Consider the following 19,897-nt stretch of genomic DNA (forward strand, 5'->3'; position numbering starts at 1 on the left):
TTTCAAACGTTTTCAGGCGGTGATTCACTCAAAGGGTCTTGAGCGAAAAATCATGACGATGGCCCTCATCGCTGATCTTGCTCCCCCCGCTACGCTCGGGGTAAACCGGGCCCCTGAGCGCCGCTGCTGCTGACGCGGCGGGCGCCGGTCTCTTCGCCCCTCCACCTCTCTTTTTGCCTCTTCGCTTCGGGTACACGTTATGGCCTCCAAACTCGATCTCGACTCCCGCATCATCGACCGCGCGCGCCAGGCCGCCAGCGACATCGCCGACACGATGGACGCGTTTATTCGCGAGCGCACCACCGTGGCCGTGGAGCGCACCACCCTGCGCCTGCTCGGCGTCGACGGGGTCGATGAGGACGACGTGCCGCTGCCCAATGTGGTGGTCGATCATGCCCTGGAGGCCGGGCTGCTCGCTGAGGGCATCACCCGCCATATCGCGCGGGCGATGATTCACACCGGTCGCGACGCCCAGACGGTCAGCGAAGCCATCGCCGAGGGCGACCTTACGCTCACGGATCTTCCCCTGATCGATGAGGCCCAGATTCAGGAGCTCGGCCAGGAGCTGGCCGCGGAGGCGATGGCGCGTATCGCGGCGCGGCGAGCTGAGCGCGATGATTTTCTAGATCGTTTTGAGAAACGGCCGGCGCCGCTGCATTACGTGATCGTGGCCACCGGCAACATCTATGAAGACGCCGTTCAGGCCCGCACCGCCGCCCGCCAGGGCGCCGACATCATCGCCGTGATCCGCTCCACCGGGCAGAGCCTGCTCGACTTTGTGCCCTACGGCCCCACCACCGAGGGTTTTGGCGGCACCTACGCCACCCAGGCCAACTTTAAGATCATGCGCGAGGCGCTCGATGAGGTCGGCGAGGAGCTCGGGAGGTATATTCACCTCTGCAATTATTGCAGTGGTCTCTGCATGCCCGAGATCGCGGCGATGGGCGCGATTGAGCGCCTGGATATGATGCTCAACGACGCCCTCTACGGCATCCTCTTTCGCGACATCAACCCCCAGCGCACGTTTGTCGACCAGTACTTTAGCCGCATGATCAACTCGGCGGCGGGCATTGTGATCAACACCGGTGAAGACAACTACCTGACCACCGCTGACGCGGTGGAGGCCGCCCACACCGTCACCGCCAGCCAGTTCATCAACGAGCAGTTCGCGCTGCGCAGCGGTCTTCCCCCGGTGCAGATGGGCCTTGGCCACGCCATGGAGATGGACCCCACCATCGAAAACGGTTTTTTGTTTGAGCTGGCCCAGGCCCAGCTCGCGCGCGAGCTCTTCCCCGAAGCGCCGCTCAAATACATGCCCCCAACCAAATACATGACCGGCAACATTTTTCGCGGTCATATCCAGGACGCCCTCTTCAACCTGATTGGCGGCTGGACCGGCCAGGGCATTCAACTGTTGGGCATGATGACCGAGGCGATGCACACCCCCCATATGGGCGACCGCTACCTCGCCATTGAGAACGCCCACTACGTCATGAACAACACCCGCCAGCTCGGCGAGGAGATTGAGTTCAAATCGGGCGGCATCATCCAGCGCCGCGCCCAGCAGGTGCTCGCTGAAGCCTGCCAGCTTTTGGAAGACGTGCGCGAGAAGGGTATGTTCGACACCCTGGCCGCCGGCACCTTCGCCGACGTCTTCCGCCCCGTCGACGGCGGCAAAGGTTTGAGCGGCGTGCTGCGCCGCGCCCCCGATTATTTCAATCCGGTCGAAGACGCGCTTCGAGAGTCTCTGGATCTCACCATCTAAAGATCGCTCATTCGAGCTTACTTAATACATGTGTTGATTCACCTCCGACCTCCTTTTTCTCTAATAGATATGGATAGTTATGACCTCTCGTTTGTTTGTAGCCGTATTGCTCGTTGCGCTTCAGATGAGCTTTGCAGCTCCGGTATTTGCGCAGCAAGACGTGGATGAGATGGATGTAGCCGGCGCTTATTCGCTCACAACGTCGAGTTACGCCATGGCCATTACGGTTCCTGTTGGTCTTACGGTGCTTGTGGCCGTGCTGCTCCTTCGCTCCTCCTCCGAGATGGAGTCGTACATCAAAGAGAACAGCGTCGCGCTGCAGCATGACCTGCATATGGGGGGCGGTGAGACGAGCGCCGAGCTGGCCATGATGTTCAACGTACCGGCCGAGCAACACGCGGAATTTGCGCAGGTGCTCACCGAGAATCGCGGCGAGCTCCTTCCACTCACCGACGTTGACGCGCTTACTCCGCAGCGCGCCGGCACGTTTGTGCGCGTGATTTACAACGCGCTGATGGAGAAGCCCGAGTTTGCGCAGCACCTTCCGCGCATCGGCGCTTAAGCCGGCGGTCCGTGGCTCGGGCAGCGCCTTGCCGACCAAAAAATGATTTGAAAAAACCGGGCCTTCGGGCCCGGTTTTTTTGTTTATGCGAGGGCATTGCGGCGCCTCATCCCGGTCAAAATTACTCGCCGAAAATCACTGGACCTCACCCCCGGATTCGGGGTACACAGGATGCCTTCACACAATTTCGTGGTCCGAGTTGGTTTCGTTGATCTCTTTTGATCGGAGATTTCTATGTCGACGTATTCTCGTAGCTTCGTTGCGGCGTTGATCGTTGCGCTTGCTTTTGCATTTTCCACCCCTGCCTTTGCCCAATCGACGGCGGATGAAGATGCTGCCTATGGGATGGCCTTCACCTCGGTGACGTCCACTTATGCTGCCATCTTCACGGTTCCCGTGGGTTTGACGGTGCTCGTGGTCGTGCTGCTTCTTCGCTCCTCCTCGGAGATGGAGTCGTACATCCAGGAAAATAATGTCGCCCTGCAGCATGACCTGCATATGGGCGGCGGTGAGACGACTGCCGAGCTCGCGAGCGTTTTCAATGTGCCGGCCGAGCAGCACGCTGAATTTGCACAGGTTCTCACCGAGAATCGCGACGCGCTTCTTCCGCTCACCGACGTGGATACGCTGACCGCCGAGCGCGCCGGCACCTTTGTGCGGGTGATTTACGACGCGCTGATGGAAAAGCCCGAGTTCGCGCAGCACCTGCCGCGCGTGGGCGCGTAAGTTCTCTAAATACCCTCGGTCGGCGCCTCGCGGACCGGGAGACGAGTTGAAAAGACCGGGCCTCTTGGTGGGCCCGGTTTTTTTTGTGCCTCGGTGCCGAGCGTCCCAGGACGACGCTGGCTGCGTCGTCAGGGATTCGCAGTAGCGCTGCTACAGCTTCATCCCTGCCTCCTTGCCATCCGCGCCCTGGATACGCTCGGGTTGGGGGGCATGCGAAAGGATGTGGTCAGGTGGTCAGGTGGTTGGGTGGTTGTGGGACGCCGGGGGTCCGCGATGTTGGGTGATTCGTGAGGGCGTGTGGTCAGGTGGTCAGGTGGTTGGGTGGTTGTGGGGCGCCGGTGGTTCGCGATGTCGGGCGATTCGTGAGGGCGAGTGGTCAGGTGGTCAGGTGGTTGGGTGGTTGTGGGGCGCCGGGGGTTCGCAATGTCGGGCGATTCGTGTGGGCGTGTGGTCAGGTGGTCAGGTGGTTGGGTGGTTGTGGGGCGCCGGGGGTTCGCGATGTCGGGCGATTCGTGTCGGCGTTGGGGGGGATGCGAAGGGATGTGATGGCGATTTAGCTAAGTAAAACGAGCGCTAAGGGATCCGAGTCGTCGATTTACCTGAGTAAAACGGGAGCTAAGGGGTCTGAGTCGTCGATTTACCTGTGCCGAACGCCCCAGGACGAAGCCAGCTGTGTCGCTTCGTCGTCGCGGTAGCGCTGCTACAGCTTCCTCCTTACTCCTTGCTGGACTTCGCCCTGGATGCGCTCGGGCTTTTTACCATGCGGGAGAAGGCCGAGCCGTCGATTTACCTGAGTAAAACGAGAGCTAAGGGGGCCGACCGGCGCTTCTCTCGCCATCGCTGCGCCTCGCTGCTTGCGCGCTGTCGCGCTGCTCGGTAGCGTCAACGGGTCGTCGAAACACTCTTTATTGACCCGCTTTGCGGGTGCTGTCGTGGAGATCTCAGGTATGCAGTGGCACCGGTTTCGATCCAAAACTTTTGGACAATCAATGGCGTCGTGGCGCGTGACGCGAGCGTGGAAAGTGGCGCTCTGTGCGGCGGCGCTGACGATGCTCGTGGCCTCGCCAGGTTTTGCGCAGTCGGAGCCAACGAACGGCACGCCCTTCTACAATGACATCTTCTCGCTCTCGACCTCGACGACGACCACGGCGGTGGTGGTGGGGGCGGTGATTCTGACGGTGACCCTGGTCAACGACACCAGCGCCGCGCTCGATGTGTACCTGGACGATAACGCCGCGCTGGTGCAGCAGGATCTGCACCTGGGGGGCGGTGAGGCCACGGCCGACCTGGCGGCGATCTTCGGGGTGCCGGCCGCCGAGCACGAGGCTTTTGCGCAGCTGCTCTTCGAGACTCGCCAGGCACTCTCCCCCCTCTGTGCGCCGGCAACCGATGACGCCGCCTCCCGCGAGCGCGCGCGCACCTTTGCCGCCCATGTTTTTGGGGCGATGGCCGAGCACGCCGCCCTCTCCGCGCATCTTCCCCAACACGACGCCTGATTTTTTCGATCCGGGTGTGCCGCCGTCCGGCGGTGTCCGCCTGGCGAGCCTCCGAGGTGGTGTGCGGATTGTTGAGCTTCGCTGAGGTGTTTAAATGAGGGCAGGGTCTGCCACGGCGCTTTGCCTCCGTGGCAACAGGCCCCCATCTTTAAAGCGACTCGCCAGACCTGCCTCGCCATCGGTGCTGGCGCGCATGTTGAGCGTAGCCCCGAGCTTTCTTATGAGCGATCTTTTGAAAACAGCCGCCGAAGTCGCCGGTGAAACCGGCAAAAACCTCTGGAAAGAGATCGGCGAAGACGCCCTCAAGAAGGCCGTCTCCACCTTTGTGGGCGAAGGTGTGAAGGCGATGGTGGACCTCTGGAAGACGCGACGCGTGAAGGAGCTGGAGCGGGAGTTTAAGGCGAAGGCGAAGGAAGATGAGGCGGCGGCCTCGCCAGCGGTCGAATCGCCAAAAGCGTCGGAGCCGACTCCCGAGCCCGCACCCCCTTCAGAGCCTGAGCCGACTCCCGAGCCTGAGCCGACGCCCGAGCCTGAGCCGACGCCCGAGCCTGAGCCGACGCCCGAGCCCGCACCCCCTGCCGATCCAGACATCCCGCAGGATGAACATCGCTAAGCCGGCGGTCCAGGGATCGCCAAGTGGGTCCCCACCACCCGCCATCGTAGGGGGACCCCTTGTGGGTCCCCGCCCTGGGAGTTCCGGAGGGGCACAAGACCCCTCCCTACGGATTGGGTGGGGTCTCCATAAAAAAACCTTGTGGGACTTTGCGATTGCCCTGAGCGGCGGTCGGCTACGCCTTGCAACCCCCGACAATTAAAGTAGGTTGACCGGTATTGTAACGCCGTGAGGCAACGTTGACACCATGTCTGCTGCATTGAGAGCACCCTGAGTTGCGTTGCAAATCCTCGACGATGCTAAAAGCATCGCCTGCGTTTTGCGCCTTGCTCAGGTCGCTCTCAATCTCGCATCCAAAGGCGTCAACATTGCCTCACGGCGTAGTAACCCGCGCTCCGGCCGCAACCTTTGCGCCGAGAAGCGCGGTGGTTACCCCGCTCACCGGACCCTCTTGTTGTTGGGAGTCAGACCTTATGGATCCGATCTTACTGGCCATCGCCATGGTACTCGCCGGCCTGGTGCTTCTGTACTTTGGCGCGGAAGCGCTCGTGGGAGGCGCAAGTTCGCTGGCGCTTCGCCTGGGCATCACCCCGCTTATCGTCGGCCTGACGGTCGTCTCTTTTGGCACCAGCGCCCCGGAGCTCCTGGTGGGGCTCATCGGCAGCGATGACGTCAACCTGGGCAACGTCGTCGGCTCCAACATCGCCAACATCATGCTGATTCTGGGGGCGGCGGCCACGATCAGCCCGCTGAAGATCGAGAGCCGGGTGGTCACCCATGAGCTCCCGATCATGCTGGCGGCCACGGGGCTTTTCATCGGGCTTTCGCTCGACGGGGCTCTCACGCGTATCGACGGCTTCATCCTGCTCGCTGCCATGGCCGGTTATATCGCCTACATGTTTGTAGGAGCCCGAAAAGACATGAAGCGCATGGAGGCGATCGTCGGCGATGATTTGAGCGAGGTCGATCCCAACCAGCGCAAAGCCATCGTCGATGTTCTGCTGATGGTCGGCGGCATCGTGGGCCTGGCGTTGGGTGCGAAATGGATGGTCGACGGGGCCACCACCATCGCGATGACGATGGGGATCTCCGAGCTTGTCATCGCGCTCTCGATCGTGGCGATCGGCACGAGCCTGCCGGAGCTTGCGACCTCGGTGGTCGCGGCCTTTCGCGGCGAAGCCGACATCTCGGTGGGCAACGTGGTGGGCTCCAACGTCTTTAACCTGCTCTTTGTGATGGGGATGGTGGCGACGCTACACCCGATCATGGTGGGCGAAGACGCGCTGGGCATCGATCTCTGGGTGATGGCCGGCATCAGCGTGCTGCTGTGGCCGCTTCTGCGTACGGGACATAGTCTCAAGCGCTGGGAAGGCATCGTGATGGTCGTCGGTTACGTGGCGTACCTTGTCTCGATGTTCATGCGCTGACCTCCTCTGAAAAGGCCGCGCCAGCTTCCGGCGCGGCCTCGTTTCCTACCCCACTCTCCCCCTCCTTTTTTTATGATCCAGACCCCCTCCCTGCTTCGAATCGCGCTGGCTCAGATCAACTTCAAGGTCGGGGATCTCGACCGCAACGTCGCGCGCATTCGCGACGAGGTGGAGCGCGCGCGCGCCGCCGGCGCCGATCTGCTGGTGACTTCGGAGCTGGCGCTCACGGGCTACCCGCCCCGCGATCTTTTGCACCGCGACGAGTTCATCGACGCCCAGCTCAAGACCCTGGAGGCGCTGGCCGCGCTGACCGACGACGACTTTGGGTTGATCGTCGGCTATGCCGATCGCAACCCCCACCACGTGGGCCGACGCCTGGTCAACGCTGCGGCCTTCTGTGTGGGAGGACGCGTCAAAGAGCGCGTCTTTAAGCAGCTTCTGCCCGAGTACGACGTCTTTGATGAGGCGCGTTATTTTGAGCCCGGCGGCGAGGCGCCGATCCTCAATTTTAAGGGGGTGCGCCTGGGGGTGAGCATCTGCGAAGACGCCTGGGCCCCGGTCGAGCACTGGGAGCAGCCGCGTTATATGGGCGATCCGGTGGCGGCGCTGGTGGCCAACGGGGCGCAGGTCTTGATCAATATCTCGGCCAGCCCTTTTGCCCGGGGCAAACGCGCGATGCGCGAGGCGCTGCTTTGCGAGCACGCCGCGCGTCATAAACGGCCGCTGATCTTTGTGAACCAGGTCGGCGCCACCGATGAGCTGATCTTCGAGGGGGCGTCTGTGGCCATCGACTCCACCGGGCAGATTGCCCATCGCCTTCCGGATTTTGCCTCGGCCTGCGAGGTTGTGAGTGTGGTCACCACCGGCGATGTCCTGGGGCCGGAGGGGGGCTCGGCCTCGGAGCGCGATGATATCGGCGAGCTGCGCGCGGCGCTGGTGCTGGGGACCCGCGATTATGTGCGAAAGTCGGGCTTTAAACAGGTGCTCCTGGGGCTCTCCGGGGGCATCGACTCGGCGGTGACCGCCGTGATCGCCGCCGACGCGCTGGGCCCGGAGAACGTGCATGCGGTGGCGATGCCCTCGCGTTACTCCTCTCGCCATAGCCGCGATGACGCGCGCACCCTGGCCAATAACCTGGGCATCGAGTTCGACGAGATCGGCATCGAGCAGCCCTATACGAGCTTTCTCGATGTGCTCACGCCGCATTTTCAGGGCAAAGACTTTGACGTGACCGAAGAGAACCTCCAGGCGCGCATCCGCGGGGTGTACCTGATGGGGCTGAGCAATAAATTCGGCAAACTCGTGCTCTCCTGCGGCAATAAGAGTGAGCTGGCCGTGGGCTATTCGACGCTTTATGGCGATATGTGCGGGGCGCTGGCGGTGATCGGTGATGTGCCCAAGATGCAGGTCTACGCTCTGGCCGAAGAGTACAACCGCCTGGCGGGCTATGAGGTAGTGCCGCGCAACATCATTGAAAAGGCGCCCTCTGCGGAGCTGCGCCCCGACCAGCGCGATGAGGACAGCCTGCCGCCCTACCCGGTGCTCGACGCCATTGTGGACCGCTACGTCGAAGATCGGCAGGGCATCGCCCAGATCATCGACGCGGGCTTTGAGCGCCGCGACGTGGAGCGGGTGGTGGGGCTGATTCGACGCAACGAATACAAACGCTGGCAGTCGCCGCCGGTGCTCAAAGTCACGGCCAAAGCTTTTGGATCGGGCTGGCGTTATCCGCTGGCGGCCTCCCACGGCTGAGGTTTTTCAGTCAACGCATGACGCCGGTGTGGGGTGGCGGCGCGGGGTGGAGGTACGGGGGGCGTCGATGAGTTCGATGGGAACCCGGCCCGCGTGGAACAGGTCTTTACGTGGCCCGAGGGGTGCAGCGGGCCCGATGTTGTTTAAGTTCGCCGGGGAGTTGCGACGTCGTACGTGCGTTTTCACGTGAAACACCACCTGTGGAGCGTTTATGGAGAGCTGGCGGCGATTTTTGAGACACCTGGCACCGCGCCCCGATGCGCAGCAGCCTTTTTATCCGGAGCGGGTCGAGCCGGTGGGGCCGGCTTTGTTGCCGACGATGGATCTTTTGAGCGCGGCCTATGTGGGGGGGCGACTCATCGAAGCGCTGGCGTTGCGCGGCGGCACGAGGGTGCGGGCCGGGGCCGCCGGCGCCCTCTTGAAACGCTTAAGCCGCGCGTTACCCGAGGAGGTTGTCAACCACTGTGAGGCCGAGGCCGAGCGCGCGCTTGCCTGGCTTCATGAGGCCGAAACCCTCCCCGAGCCCCCCTCCCCCCGGCACCCCGAGCTCGACCTGATGCTCTCCAGCGACGTCAAAAGCCGCCTTGAGGTGGCGCAGCGCGCGCTGGAGGAGGGCCAGGGCCTGGAGCTTGAGCGCTACGACGCCGAACAGCACCTCTGGTTTCGCCACCGCGCCACACCCCTGGAGCTTATCGACGCCAGCGCCGGCGATATGCAGAGCGCCCTGCGCCTGCGCGATGAGCGCGGCGATGTTCTGGAGATTCCCCTCAAAGCCATCCGCTGGCTGATGCCCGTGGCGCCGCCGCAGAAGGCCGGCGATCAGGCCAAACATGGTCAAAATGGCCCAAATGGTCCAAATGGTCGAAAATCCTCCGAAAAGGCGAAGGAAGGTGGGGAGCTCCTGAGCTTTCCCTTCGGCCGAAGCAAAGACCGCCCCACCCTCCTCGACGACCTGGAGTCCGAGGTCGAAAGCGACCCCCCGAACTCCCCCGATGATCCTTCTTAGGGCCCGACGTTCGCGTGGGATGAAGCCCCATGCACCTGGTTTTTTAGATTGAAAAAACGGGGGGGATGGCGAGATCACGGGTTGTTACAGCCCCCTTCATTGCGATCGCCCGAACACCTGTGGGACTATGGCGCCCGGTTGGCCTCGTTATGAGCCTTGAGCTCGCCGGCCAACCCGAGCTTTTTGGCACTTCCCCTTTGAACGACCGGAGAGACCCCGTGCGTCGACGCCCTGCCCTTCACGTTCTTCGTTCGCCGGCCCGCGCTGCGTGGGTTTCTGGCGTGCGCCGCGCCGCGCTGCTGCTTCTGGTGGCCGGCGGTGTGGCGATGAGCTCGGCCTGCACCACCGGGGCAACCCGCAGCGATGAGGCCGGCGTCGAGACGCCGACGAGCACCTTCGAGGCCGACCCCACCCTGATCCGCGTGCGCGACGGAGAGGTGATCGATACCGAGTCGCTCGACTCCAAAGAGGTCTTTGAGAACGCCTACCTCGACTTTCAGGCCCGGCGTTACGAAGACGCCCTGCAGAACTACCAGATCATCATCGACTACTTTGCCGACAGCCGCTTCATCCTGCCCTCCCTCTACAACGCCGGGCTGGCGCTGGAGCATCTGGAGCAGTGGGAGGACGCCGCCCTGCTCTACCGCCGCATTATCGATGATTTTCCCGAGAGCGAAGAGTCCATCAACGCGAGCTTTCGCCTGGGCAAATCCCTGCATGAGGCCGGCCGTTATGAGGAGGTCGTCGAGATCATGCTCAGCCTGGGGCTGCGCGACTTAAACCACTTCGACACGGTCGAGGCTCACGTGCGCCGCGGCAACGCCCTGCTGGAGCTTGAAGAGTGGTCGGAGGCCGAAGACGCCTTCCAGGCCGCCGTCGACTTAAACCGCCGCGCCCCGGGCGATGAGAAGCTGTTGGAGAACAGCCACTTCATCGTACAGGCCTACTTCGGGCTCGGAGCGAGTTTTCATGGGCGTATGGATGAGTTGAAGCTCGTGCTTCCCACCGAGCGTATGACCGAAGATCTCAACACCAAGGCCGATCTTCACCAGAGCGCCCAGGCCAACTACCTGCGCGCCCTGCGCCAGCATCACCCCTACTGGTCGGTGGCCGCCGGCTACAAAATCGGCCGGCTCTACCAGGACTTTTATTTGGATATCTTCGCCGCTGAGATCCCCGACGGGCTCAACGAGGAGCAGATCACCATCTATTTTGAAGAGCTTCGCGAGACGATCCGCGTGGTGATGGAGCGCGCGCTCAGCGTGTACGAGCGCAACTTAGGGCTGGCGCGGCGCATCGTGCAGTCGCCGGATGCGGCGGCCTGGATCGACGCCACCGCCCTGCATCTGGAGCGTATGCGCGCCCTGCTCGACGATCCGATGGTGCACCGCCGCGCCGAGCAGATCGTGCTGGCCGGCGGCTCTCTGGAAGAAGAGCTCTTTGATGTCCCCGCCTTTGCCCGCGAGCATGTGCGCCAGGCCCTGGCCAAAGCGCGCGATGCCGCCCGTGAGGCCTCCCCTCCCGAGGTCGCCCTGCACGAGGCTAACTGACACGAGGCTGACCGCCCGGTGCACGCCCGGCCCTTGCTCCCCCGGACCGCGCTGCGGTACTACGCTGTGAGCAGAAATTGACGTCGATGGCTGCGAGGTTGAGAGCTTCTCGGGCAAGGCGCGAAACGCAGGCGATGCTTTAGCATCGTCGAGGCTTTGCAACGCTGCCCGAGGTGCTCTCAACGCAGCAGACACGGCGTCAATGATAGCTCACGGCGTAATACTAAGTGCCCGACATCGAGGCTCTGTAGTTTTTCACCCTGGGGCCTCCGACCGAACCCCTCGAGGGCGCAAGCGCATCGTAGAAACACCCCGATGTGGGCCCTGGCGAGCAGGATGCTAACCCTCGCCAGGACCGCCCTCTCTCCCCTGAACAAAAAAATTGAAAGCTATGGAGGCGTTTTGAGTACTGATGTGGTGGATGCCTTTTTCGAAAAAAATCAGCAGCGTTTTCTCGATGAGCTCTTTGAGTTTCTGCGCATCCCCAGCGTCTCCACCGACCCGGAGAACGCGGGCGATGTGCGCCGCTGCGCCGAGTGGTTAATCGCCCATCTGAAGGGCATCGGGCTGAAGACGGTGGAGCTGCACGAGACGCCGGGTCACCCCATCGTCTACGCCGAGCATCTGACGCAGGACGATGCGCCGACGATCCTGATTTACGGGCATTACGACGTGCAGCCCCCCGATCCTCTGGAGTTGTGGACGACGCCGCCTTTTGAGCCGCAGGTGCGAGACGGCAAGATCTTTGCGCGCGGCGCCACCGACGATAAGGGCCAGCTCTTCTGCCATGTCAAAGGGCTGGAGGCCTGGCTGGCCACCGAGGGCGATCTGCCGGTGAACATCAAGCTCTTGATCGAGGGCGAAGAAGAGGTGGGCAGCGTGAACCTCGACCACTGGATCGAGGCCAACCAGGAGCGGCTGGCGTGTGACGCGGTGGTGATCAGCGACTCCTCGATGTTTGGGCCAGGAAAACCCTCGATCACCTACGGGCTGCGCGGGCTTGCGTACCTGGAGATGACGGTGGAGGGGCCCGACCACGACCTGCACTCCGGGCTTTTTGGCGGGGCGATTCCCAACCCGATCAACGAGCTTGCGCGCATCATCGCAAAACTTCATGACGCCCAGGGTCGCGTGGCGATCCCGGGCTTTTATGACGATGTGATTGAACTTACCGACGAGGAGCGCGCCGATTTTGCCGCTCTTCCCTTCGATGAGTCCGGGTTTTTGAAAGAGTCCGGCGCGGCGGGGCTTAAGGGGGAGGCGGGCTTTACGACGCTCGAGCGCATCTGGGCGCGGCCCACGCTGGATTGCAATGGCATCTGGGGCGGGTTTACGGGCGTGGGCGCCAAGACGGTGCTGCCCTCGAAGGCCCACGCCAAGTTCAGCTGCCGCCTCGTGCCCGGCCAGGACCCCGACCGCATCGCCGAGCTGGCGGAAGATTACGTGCGCGAGCTTGTCGATCCGGCGCTGCGCGTGAGCGTGCGGCCCCATCACGGCGGAAAGCCCGTGCTCACTGAGCGCGACGCCCCCACCGTGCAGGCCGCCCTGCGCGCTTTGAGCCGGGTCTGGGGCACCGACGCTGTGTTTACGCGCGGCGGCGGATCGATCCCGGTGGTCGCGACCTTTTCGGAGATCCTCAATGTTCCCACCGTGCTGATGGGGCTGGGACTCTCGGACGACCGCCTGCACAGCCCCGATGAGAAATTCGACGTGGAGAACTTCTATGCCGGCGTGCGAGCCAGCGCCTACCTTATGCACGAAGCGGGTCAGCCGGCTGAGTAAGCCGGCCAGAAGGACCTCGCGACGTAATATGTCGAGCACCCCGTCGCTTCGAGCCCTCGTTGTGCTTTTGCTGGCGGTGGCGTTTCTCGGAGCGCCGGGGTGTGAGCAGGCGGAGGAGGTCGACCTTGATGTGGCCCGTCGCCACGCCGAGCTTCGCGGGCGCGTGTGGGCCGATGAGGTAAAACGCGCGGCCGATGAACGCATCTTTCTGCACCCGAACTCCGAGCGCCAGCGCGCCGCCCGGAAGGCTCAACTGATGCTCGATGAGCTCATCGAGCGCGCGCCAGAAACGCGCCAGAATCGCCCCGGGCAAGACCCTCAGGGCGACTCGACGCGTGACAAGGAGGAGTGATGAAAACCTTTGCGATCCTGGGCAGCCTCTTTGGCATGCTCGCTGTGGTCACCGGCGCCTTTGGTGCGCACGGGTTGGCCGACAAGGTCGACGCCCGCATGCTGGAGATCTGGCAGACGGCGGCGCATTACCAGATGGTGCACGCCCTGGCCCTCTTTGCGGCGGCCTGGCTCTTTAGCCAGACCCAGGCCACCGCGGCGATCACCGCCGGGTGGTGTTTTACGGCCGGGATCCTGGTGTTCAGCGGCTCGTTGTACCTGATGGTCTTTACCGGCGCGCGCTGGCTGGGGGCGATCACGCCCATCGGCGGCACCGCGATGATTGTTGGATGGTTCTGCTGCATGCTTGCAGCGCTTAAATTGGGGAGTTGATCCCGTGGTTGATGCCGTGATGTTGGGTCAGCGTCTGCTGAACCTCGAAGATATCGAAGATGTCGTATACCACCGAAAACCGGTGGAGCTTGCGCCCGATGCCATCAAACGCATCGACGAGGCCGCCGCCTACGTGCGTCAGATGGCCGAGAGCGGCCAGGCGGTCTACGGGGTAACTACCGGCTTCGGCGCCAACCGCGACCGGGTGATTCGCCCCCAGGACGCCGAGCGCCTGCAGGAAAACCTGATCATGAGCCACGCCTGCGGCGTGGGTCCAGCGCTCGATGTGGACGTGGTGCGCGCGATGATGCTTCTGCGCATCAACGCCCTTGCTCAGGGCAACTCCGGCATCCGCACCTCCACGCTCAACCTGCTCATCGAGATGCTCAACCGCGGCGTGCACCCCATCGTCCCGGAGCTCGGGAGCGTGGGCGCCAGCGGCGACCTCTGCCCCCTGGCGCATATGTGCCTGCCCATGATCGGGCTTGGTGAGGTGCAGGTCGAAGGCGTGACCTACACCGCCGAAGAAGGCATGAGCCGCGCCGGCCTGGAGCCGGTGCGACTGACGTACAAAGAGGGCCTTGCGCTCCTCAACGGCACCCAGGCCATGACGGCGCTGGGCGTGGTCGTCGCCCTCTCCCTTCGCCCGCTGCTGGACTGCGCCGACGCCATCGGCGCGATGAGCCTGGAGGCCGTCGGCGGGCGGATGGAGGCGCTCGATCCGCGCATTCACGCCATCCGCCGCCGCCCCGGTCAGATGCTCAGCGCCGGCCACGTGCGCTACATGGTCGAGGGCAGCGAGCTCGCCGGCTCCTCCCCGGGCACCGTCGAGGGCAAGGTCGAGTACGTGCAGGACTCGTATTGCCTGCGCTGCATGCCCCAGGTGCACGGCGCCTGCCGCGACGTGCTCCACCACGTGATCAACGTGCTGATGACCGAGGCCAACGCCGTCACCGACAACCCGCTGGTCTTTGTGCCCGACGCCTTCCAGGACGGCGCGATCCTCTCCGGCGGCAACTTCCACGGCCAGCCCGTCGCCATGGCGCTCGATTACCTCAAGCTCGCCATCGCCGAGATCGGCTCCATCTCGGAGCGACGCAGCGCCAAACTCACCGACAAATACTTCTCCGAAGGCCTTCCGGCCTTCCTGGTCAACGAGCCCGGCCTGAACTCCGGGATGATGATTCCGCAGTACGTCGCCGCCGCGCTTGTGTCGGAGAACAAGAGCCAGAGCCACCCGGCCAGCGTCGACTCCATTCCCACCAGCGCCAACATGGAAGACCACGTCTCCATGGGCATGCACGCCGGCCTGCACGCCTTCCGCATCATGACCAACGTGGAGCGTATTCTGGCGATTGAGTATTTGATCGCCGGCCAGGCGCTGGACCTGCGCGAGGGCTATCAGCTCGGAAAACGCACCGCGAAGGCGCTCGAAAGTCTGCGCCATAAGGTCAGTTTTTTGAGCGAAGACCGCGTGCTCTACACCGACATCAACCACGCCACCGAGCTCATCCGCCGCGGTATTCCGGCGGATTGCCTGGCTGACTACGAGACGGATCACGACGCCATCCTCTCCGATTGATTTTAATCAGGGAGCGATGCTGTGAGTGGGGCATGATGTAGGGGCCCCCCTTGTGGGGGCCCGGTTGCTGAGTTGCCGATTTACCTGAGTAAAACGAGAGGTAAGGGGCCTGAGTTGTCGATTTACCTGAGTAAAACGAGAGGTAAGGGGTCCGAGTCGCCGATTTACCTGAGTAAAACGAGAGGTAAGGGGCCTGAGTTGCCGATTTACCTGAGTAAAACGAGAGGTAAGGGGCCTGAGTTGCCGATTTACCTGGGTAAAACGAGAGGTAAGGGGCCTGAGTTGTCGATTTACCTGAGTAAAACGAGAGGTAAGGGGTCCGAGTCGTCGATTTACCTGAGTAAAACGAGAGGTAAGGGGCCTGAGTTGCCGATTTACCTGAGTAAAACGAGAGGTAAGGGGCCTGAGTAGCCCCTCTGTTATGAACAGAACCCGCGCTAAGTCACCTGAGTGGCGGCCCTCACCTCCCCGAACTCCCCGCTAAACCCCACCATGCCCCCCATCTAATTGATTGAAATTATTGGAAAAATTCGTCGGGGAGGAGGCCGCGGCCGAGGGCGCTGTGGTGGCGGGGGTCTTCGTCGGGTGGGGCGGGGGCGGTGTCGGGGTCGACGACCAGGGCGACGAGGTCGTCGTAGGTTTGAAAAATGCGCTCGGGCAAAAGCCCCAGGGTGTCGAGCACGCGGTGGGGGGCGCCGGCCTTACGCGCCTTATCCAGCAGCTCGCCGGTGTGGGCGGGGTATTCGACGTCGGCGATGTATTCGGTGACCTCGTTGAGGAGGCGGTTGGTGGCGCGGTCGATGGTGGGGCTCATGGCCAGTCTCCAGCCCGGGGTGTGGGGTAGGGGGGATTGGGATGTGGTGCGCATCGCTCCATCAGTGTGCGGTCTTGTTGGGGAGGCTGCTGCTGCCTTTAAAGATGGAGGTGGAGGAATGGGGCTCGTTTTCGGGGTCGAATTTGTAGCCGAGGAGCGCTTTTCTCAGCTCATTCTGGTCCTGGTAGGTGTGTTCGGGGATGTCGCCCAGGGCCTTGAGGGTGCGCTCGGAGGCGCCGGCGTTGCGGAACTGGCTTAAAAGATCTTCGGTGTAGATGGGGAAGGTCACGTCGGCGATAAGCGCATCAATCTCGTCGGGGGAGAGGCGAGTGGGGTGGCGGTCGGCGTAGCGCATGGGGGGCTCCGGGGGGCGGTGGAAAAGGGTCAGCGTATGCCAGAAACGTGAACACGCCGGGCCGGAGACGAAACGGATGGGATGTCGATGTCCGACCCCGGGTCGCGGATGAGGCGCATAAAAAAAGGGCGATGTCCGACCCTCGGTCGGACATCGCCCTGATGTGGTGCGGCGAACAGGCGCGTGAATCAGCCCTCGGTCAGCGCCGGTGAACAGGTGATGGTGGTGTCGCAGACGGTGACCTCGACGCAGGGATCTTCGATCGAGGTGCAGGCCTCTTCGGTGATCTCAAAACCCTCGGGGCAGACCGGGGCGGCGCGGCACCCGGTGGTGCGCTGCTCGCCACTGCAAAGCAGCTGGAACTCCCCGCAGCCATAAAAGCTCATGCAGTCACCCCATTCGGTGCAGGGCGGGGTGTTCTGGTGGGTGTCGGGGCATTCAAAGCTCTGAGCGCAGCTGCCGCCCGGGGCTTCTTCGCAGGTGATCGTGGTGCCGCAGGCCTCGCGCTCGTAGCAGGAGGCATCGTCGGGGCAGGTGTCAATCGGGGTGTCGCCGGGGTCGCATTCGGGAAGGGCCTCGCAGAGCTCGAGGACCTGGCAGGTGATCGACTCGCCACAGGCCTCGCGCTCGTAGCAGGAGGCGTCGGCCGGGCAGGTCTCAACCGGGGTGTCACCTTCGTCGCACTCGGGGATCCCGTCGCAGGTCTCGTGCTCGGTCTGGCAGATGATGGTGGTGCCGCACTCGGTGACGTCGTAGCAGATGGAGTCGTCGGGACACGCATCGACCTGGATGTCGTCGTCGTTGCAGACCGGTGCGCCCTGGCAGGCCTCGACACGCTCACAGATGATCGTCGCGCCGCATTCGGTGACCGAGTAGCAGCCGTCGACCGAGGAGCAGTTGTCGACAGGGGAGTCGCCGACCTCGCATTGGGGCACCGCGGTGCAATCGGTGGGGGTGTCCTGGCAGTAGATGGTCGAGCCGCAGAGGGTGTTTTCGTGGCAGCTCTCGTCGCCTTCGTCGCAGCTTTCGACTTCGGTCTGGTCGGCGTTGCAGGCGGGATAGGCTTCGCATTGGCCGACATCCCCATCGCCGCAGGCGCTCAAGGTGAGGCTTAAGAGGAGGGCCGCGCTCAGGCGACGCAGAGTTTTGAGGATCATGGCAGGCTCGGGGGCAGGGAGCGCATCAAGGCGCCGAATTCATATCCAGAGAATGCCCCGAGCTGTAGCGAAGAAGAGAGCCCCGAATCAAGCACCATGCTCCGGAGTCAGCCTCACCGGCGATGCATAAAGCGGCCCTGATTAAAAATAACCGAAAAGGGCGGTGCGGGCTTTGTTGAGGCCGGCCAGGGAGTGAATATCCCGGTTAAAATAAGGCACCTTCAGGATCGGCATCGTTTTGGGGAGCCGATCGCCCATCAGCGCGATGCTGGAGGCGTCCTGGGTGGCGCGGAGCTCGAACTGGGAGGCGTTCTCCAGCAGATGCTCGGCCAGGTCGGTGGGGTTGAGCGCGGGGTCGAGGGCCGGGAGCGGCGGCTCGGAGAGCGCGGCGGCCAGGGCCTCGGGCGGCAGCGCCAGGGCCTCTTCGCTGACCCAGCGGGGGTGCACGCGGTTGACGATGAAGGCGTCGACGTGCAGGGCGTCGCGGTCGAGTTTTTCGTAAAAGTAGAGCGCTTCTTCGACCGTGAGGCTGTCGGGAGCGGTCACGACGACAAAGCCCGTGCGGGAGCTTTTCAAAAGATCGATGACGCCGCGGGCGCGCTCTTCAAAGCCCTCAAAGAGCGAGGAGAAGGTTTTTAAGAAGACGCCGAGCTCGCTCAAGAGCTCCCCGCCGGTGAACTTGCCCAGCGTGCGCATCACGTAATTTGTGCCGAGGGAGACAATTCCCATGCCGGAGCGCCCCGAGAGCACGCCGGGCTTATAGAGCCACTGCAGCGCGCGGGAACTCACCGCGTCGACCAGGCGCTCGGGGGCTTCGAGAAAGTCGAGCGCGTGGGTGGTGGGCGGGGTATCGAGCACGATCAGGTCAAACTCGCCAGACTGCACAAGCTCATGAAGACGCTCCGAGGCGGCGTACTCCTGGGTGCCGGCCAGGCTGGTGGAGAAATAATGGTAAAAGCGGTTGTCGAGGATGGCGTCGCGCGTTTTGGGATCGGGGGCGTGGCGCTGCACCAGGCGATCAAACGAATCCTTCATATCGAGCATCATCGCCCAGAGCTCGCCCTTTGGCTCAAGGCCGAGCTCTTCGAAACGCTCGAGTGGGATCTGCTGCATCTCGCTGCCCAGGGCCTCGATGCCCAGTGAGTTGGCCAGGCGGCGCGCCGGATCGATGGTCATCACCAGCACGCGGCGGCCGCTGAGCGCGGCGTTGAGGCCAATCACCGCGCTGGAGGTGGTCTTGCCCACGCCGCCGGAGCCCACGCAGATCACGACCTGTCGCTCGGAGATCACGCGCTCAAAGTATCGGGAGGCCTGGGCCTCATCGTCGGTGCGGGCCATGGGGGGAGTCCTTCAAAAAGGTCGCCGAGCGTGCTCAGCCGCCGCCGGGCAACTCAGCCGGCGGAGCTTGAGGAGCGGTCGGCGGTATCTTCGGCAGGGTTGGCAAGCGCGGGAAGCTCGCGGGAGAGGTGCTCGGCGATCTCGTCGATCGTGGCGAAGCTCATGCGGTCGTGGAAGTAGAAGGGCACCTCGACCATGGGGGCGTCGGCCTGCTCGCGCAGAAGATCGAGGTATTCTTGCTGCATGGCGACCCGCGCGTTGCGGAAACGGGCGGCTTCGACAAAGCCCGCGCCCGGGTGGGTCTGGGCGCGCTCGTCGCCGGCGTCGGCGGCGGCCTGCAGGGCGGCGTGGGCCTCGTTGAGATGCGCGACCTGGGCGTCGTCAAAGAGCGGGCGGTAGACGGCATTGGCGAGCACCACGCCGATCGGAACCCCCATCTCTTCGCGCACCACCCGGGCCAGCTCCAGGGTCTCGTTGACGGGCATGTCTTCGGCCAGGGTCACCAGGTTGATGGCCGTGCGCTCCGGGTCTTGCAGAAGATCGAGGATGCGCTGGGCTTCCTCAAACATCAGGCCGGACTTCACAAGGCTGGTGATCACCGAGGGAATCTTCAGGAAGAAAATACCGTGGCCGGTGGCCGGGGCGTCCACGATGATCTTGTCCCATTTCGGGCGGCCGGACTCGTCGGTCTCGTTGACGTGGTAGTAGGCCTTGCCCAGCATCACCAGCTCGTTGAGGCCGGGGATCACTTTGAGAAAGGAGCTGACGATGCGGTTCTCGAAGACGGCGCGGTAGACGAGTTTGATCTTGAGGATCATAAGCGCGTATTCGCGCATCGCGGCGGCCGGGGTGACGTTGACGGCATAGAGGTTGTCGTCGACCTCGCGGATCTCGTGGTCGACTTCACCGGCGCCAAAGAGGGTGCTGATCTTGCCCTTAACGTTGAGCTCCATCAGCAGCGTGCGTTCGCCGCGGCGAGCGCAGCTGAGGGCGAAGGCCGCCGAGAGGGTGGTTTTGCCCACGCCGCCTTTGCCGCTGAAGAGGAAAAATCGCCGGTTGTAGAGGTCTGGGGAGGACACGTCGGGCTCACCGAGGAGGGGGGAGCTGCTGGGAGGGGCCCGGCCGAAGCGGCGCGCGATGCGCGGCCGGCGATGAGGCCCGTGAGGCAGGCGGAATCTAATCAGGAACGACCGCAACCGCAAGGCCCTGCGGGTCGGGAAGGGTGGGCGAAGTGCCCATGCTTGATGCC

18 protein-coding genes are annotated in these 19,897 nt (G+C 63.4%); 13 read left to right on the plus strand and 5 right to left on the minus strand.

Going from position 1 to position 19,897, the window contains the following annotated elements; genetic code table 11:
* Positions 1-199: 199 nt before the first annotated feature.
* From kamD to hutH, 13 genes are all read left to right on the plus strand, one after another.
* Positions 200-1,765: a lysine 5,6-aminomutase subunit alpha gene (kamD, locus tag FRC98_RS18020; protein ID WP_146982820.1), complete on the plus strand. Its 1,566-nt coding sequence runs from the start codon at positions 200-202 to the stop codon at positions 1,763-1,765.
* 79 nt (positions 1,766-1,844) lie between these two features.
* Positions 1,845-2,327 (plus strand): DUF3015 family protein, encoded by a 483-nt coding sequence (locus tag FRC98_RS18025; protein WP_146982821.1) that lies wholly within the window; start codon positions 1,845-1,847, stop codon positions 2,325-2,327.
* Between the two features lie 234 nt (positions 2,328-2,561).
* The gene (locus FRC98_RS18030; RefSeq protein WP_146982822.1) at positions 2,562-3,053 is read left to right on the plus strand and encodes a DUF3015 family protein; all 492 of its coding nucleotides are present in this window, start codon (positions 2,562-2,564) and stop codon (positions 3,051-3,053) included.
* A 989-nt stretch (positions 3,054-4,042) separates the two neighbouring features.
* Positions 4,043-4,549, plus strand: coding sequence for a hypothetical protein (locus FRC98_RS18035; RefSeq protein WP_146982823.1), 507 nt, complete (start codon positions 4,043-4,045; stop codon positions 4,547-4,549).
* Between the two features lie 220 nt (positions 4,550-4,769).
* Positions 4,770-5,162 carry a hypothetical protein gene (locus FRC98_RS21745; RefSeq protein WP_230467754.1) on the plus strand — a complete coding sequence of 131 codons (393 nt, stop codon included), beginning with the start codon at positions 4,770-4,772 and terminating at the stop codon, positions 5,160-5,162.
* A gap of 473 nt (positions 5,163-5,635) precedes the next feature.
* On the plus strand, positions 5,636-6,589 hold the full coding sequence (locus FRC98_RS18045) for a calcium/sodium antiporter (RefSeq protein ID WP_146982824.1): 954 nt from the start codon (positions 5,636-5,638) through the stop codon (positions 6,587-6,589).
* Between the two features lie 72 nt (positions 6,590-6,661).
* Positions 6,662-8,341, plus strand: coding sequence for an NAD+ synthase (locus tag FRC98_RS18050; RefSeq protein ID WP_146982825.1), 1,680 nt, complete (start codon positions 6,662-6,664; stop codon positions 8,339-8,341).
* A 211-nt stretch (positions 8,342-8,552) separates the two neighbouring features.
* Entirely contained in the window at positions 8,553-9,347 is a 795-nt protein-coding gene (locus FRC98_RS18055) for a hypothetical protein (protein WP_146982826.1), read from the plus strand.
* Positions 9,348-9,565: 218 nt separating this feature from the next.
* Positions 9,566-10,897, plus strand: a complete 1,332-nt coding sequence (locus tag FRC98_RS18060) for a tetratricopeptide repeat protein (RefSeq protein WP_230467755.1) — start codon at positions 9,566-9,568, stop codon at positions 10,895-10,897.
* A gap of 402 nt (positions 10,898-11,299) precedes the next feature.
* A complete protein-coding gene (locus tag FRC98_RS18065) occupies positions 11,300-12,679 on the plus strand; it encodes a dipeptidase (protein WP_230467756.1) in 1,380 nt (459 codons plus the stop codon).
* Between the two features lie 28 nt (positions 12,680-12,707).
* Complete coding sequence (locus FRC98_RS18070) at positions 12,708-13,031, plus strand: hypothetical protein (protein ID WP_146982829.1); 324 nt, start codon at positions 12,708-12,710, stop codon at positions 13,029-13,031.
* Positions 13,031-13,402 carry a DUF423 domain-containing protein gene (locus FRC98_RS18075; RefSeq protein WP_146982830.1) on the plus strand — a complete coding sequence of 124 codons (372 nt, stop codon included), beginning with the start codon at positions 13,031-13,033 and terminating at the stop codon, positions 13,400-13,402. The genes FRC98_RS18070 and FRC98_RS18075 overlap by 1 nt, the downstream gene beginning before the upstream one ends.
* 19 nt (positions 13,403-13,421) lie before the next feature.
* Positions 13,422-14,984 (plus strand): histidine ammonia-lyase, encoded by a 1,563-nt coding sequence (gene hutH / locus FRC98_RS18080; protein WP_146982883.1) that lies wholly within the window; start codon positions 13,422-13,424, stop codon positions 14,982-14,984.
* 517 nt (positions 14,985-15,501) lie between these two features.
* Here hutH and FRC98_RS18085 read toward each other — a convergent pair.
* The 5 genes from FRC98_RS18085 to FRC98_RS18105 form a co-directional block, all read right to left on the minus strand.
* Positions 15,502-15,798 carry a DUF2795 domain-containing protein gene (locus tag FRC98_RS18085; RefSeq protein WP_230467757.1) on the minus strand — a complete coding sequence of 99 codons (297 nt, stop codon included), beginning with the start codon at positions 15,796-15,798 and terminating at the stop codon, positions 15,502-15,504.
* Between the two features lie 61 nt (positions 15,799-15,859).
* The gene (locus tag FRC98_RS18090; protein WP_146982832.1) at positions 15,860-16,153 is read right to left on the minus strand and encodes a DUF2795 domain-containing protein; all 294 of its coding nucleotides are present in this window, start codon (positions 16,151-16,153) and stop codon (positions 15,860-15,862) included.
* 188 nt (positions 16,154-16,341) lie between these two features.
* Positions 16,342-17,310, minus strand: coding sequence for a hypothetical protein (locus tag FRC98_RS18095; RefSeq protein WP_146982833.1), 969 nt, complete (start codon positions 17,308-17,310; stop codon positions 16,342-16,344).
* A gap of 141 nt (positions 17,311-17,451) precedes the next feature.
* A complete protein-coding gene (locus FRC98_RS18100; RefSeq protein WP_146982834.1) occupies positions 17,452-18,648 on the minus strand; it encodes an ArsA family ATPase in 1,197 nt (398 codons plus the stop codon).
* A 53-nt stretch (positions 18,649-18,701) separates the two neighbouring features.
* Positions 18,702-19,727: an ArsA family ATPase gene (locus FRC98_RS18105; protein WP_230467758.1), complete on the minus strand. Its 1,026-nt coding sequence runs from the start codon at positions 19,725-19,727 to the stop codon at positions 18,702-18,704.
* Between the last annotated feature and the right edge of the window lie 170 nt (positions 19,728-19,897).

The organism is Lujinxingia vulgaris, assembly GCF_007997015.1.
Classification (GTDB): Bacteria; Myxococcota_A; Bradymonadia; order Bradymonadales; family Bradymonadaceae; genus Lujinxingia; species Lujinxingia vulgaris.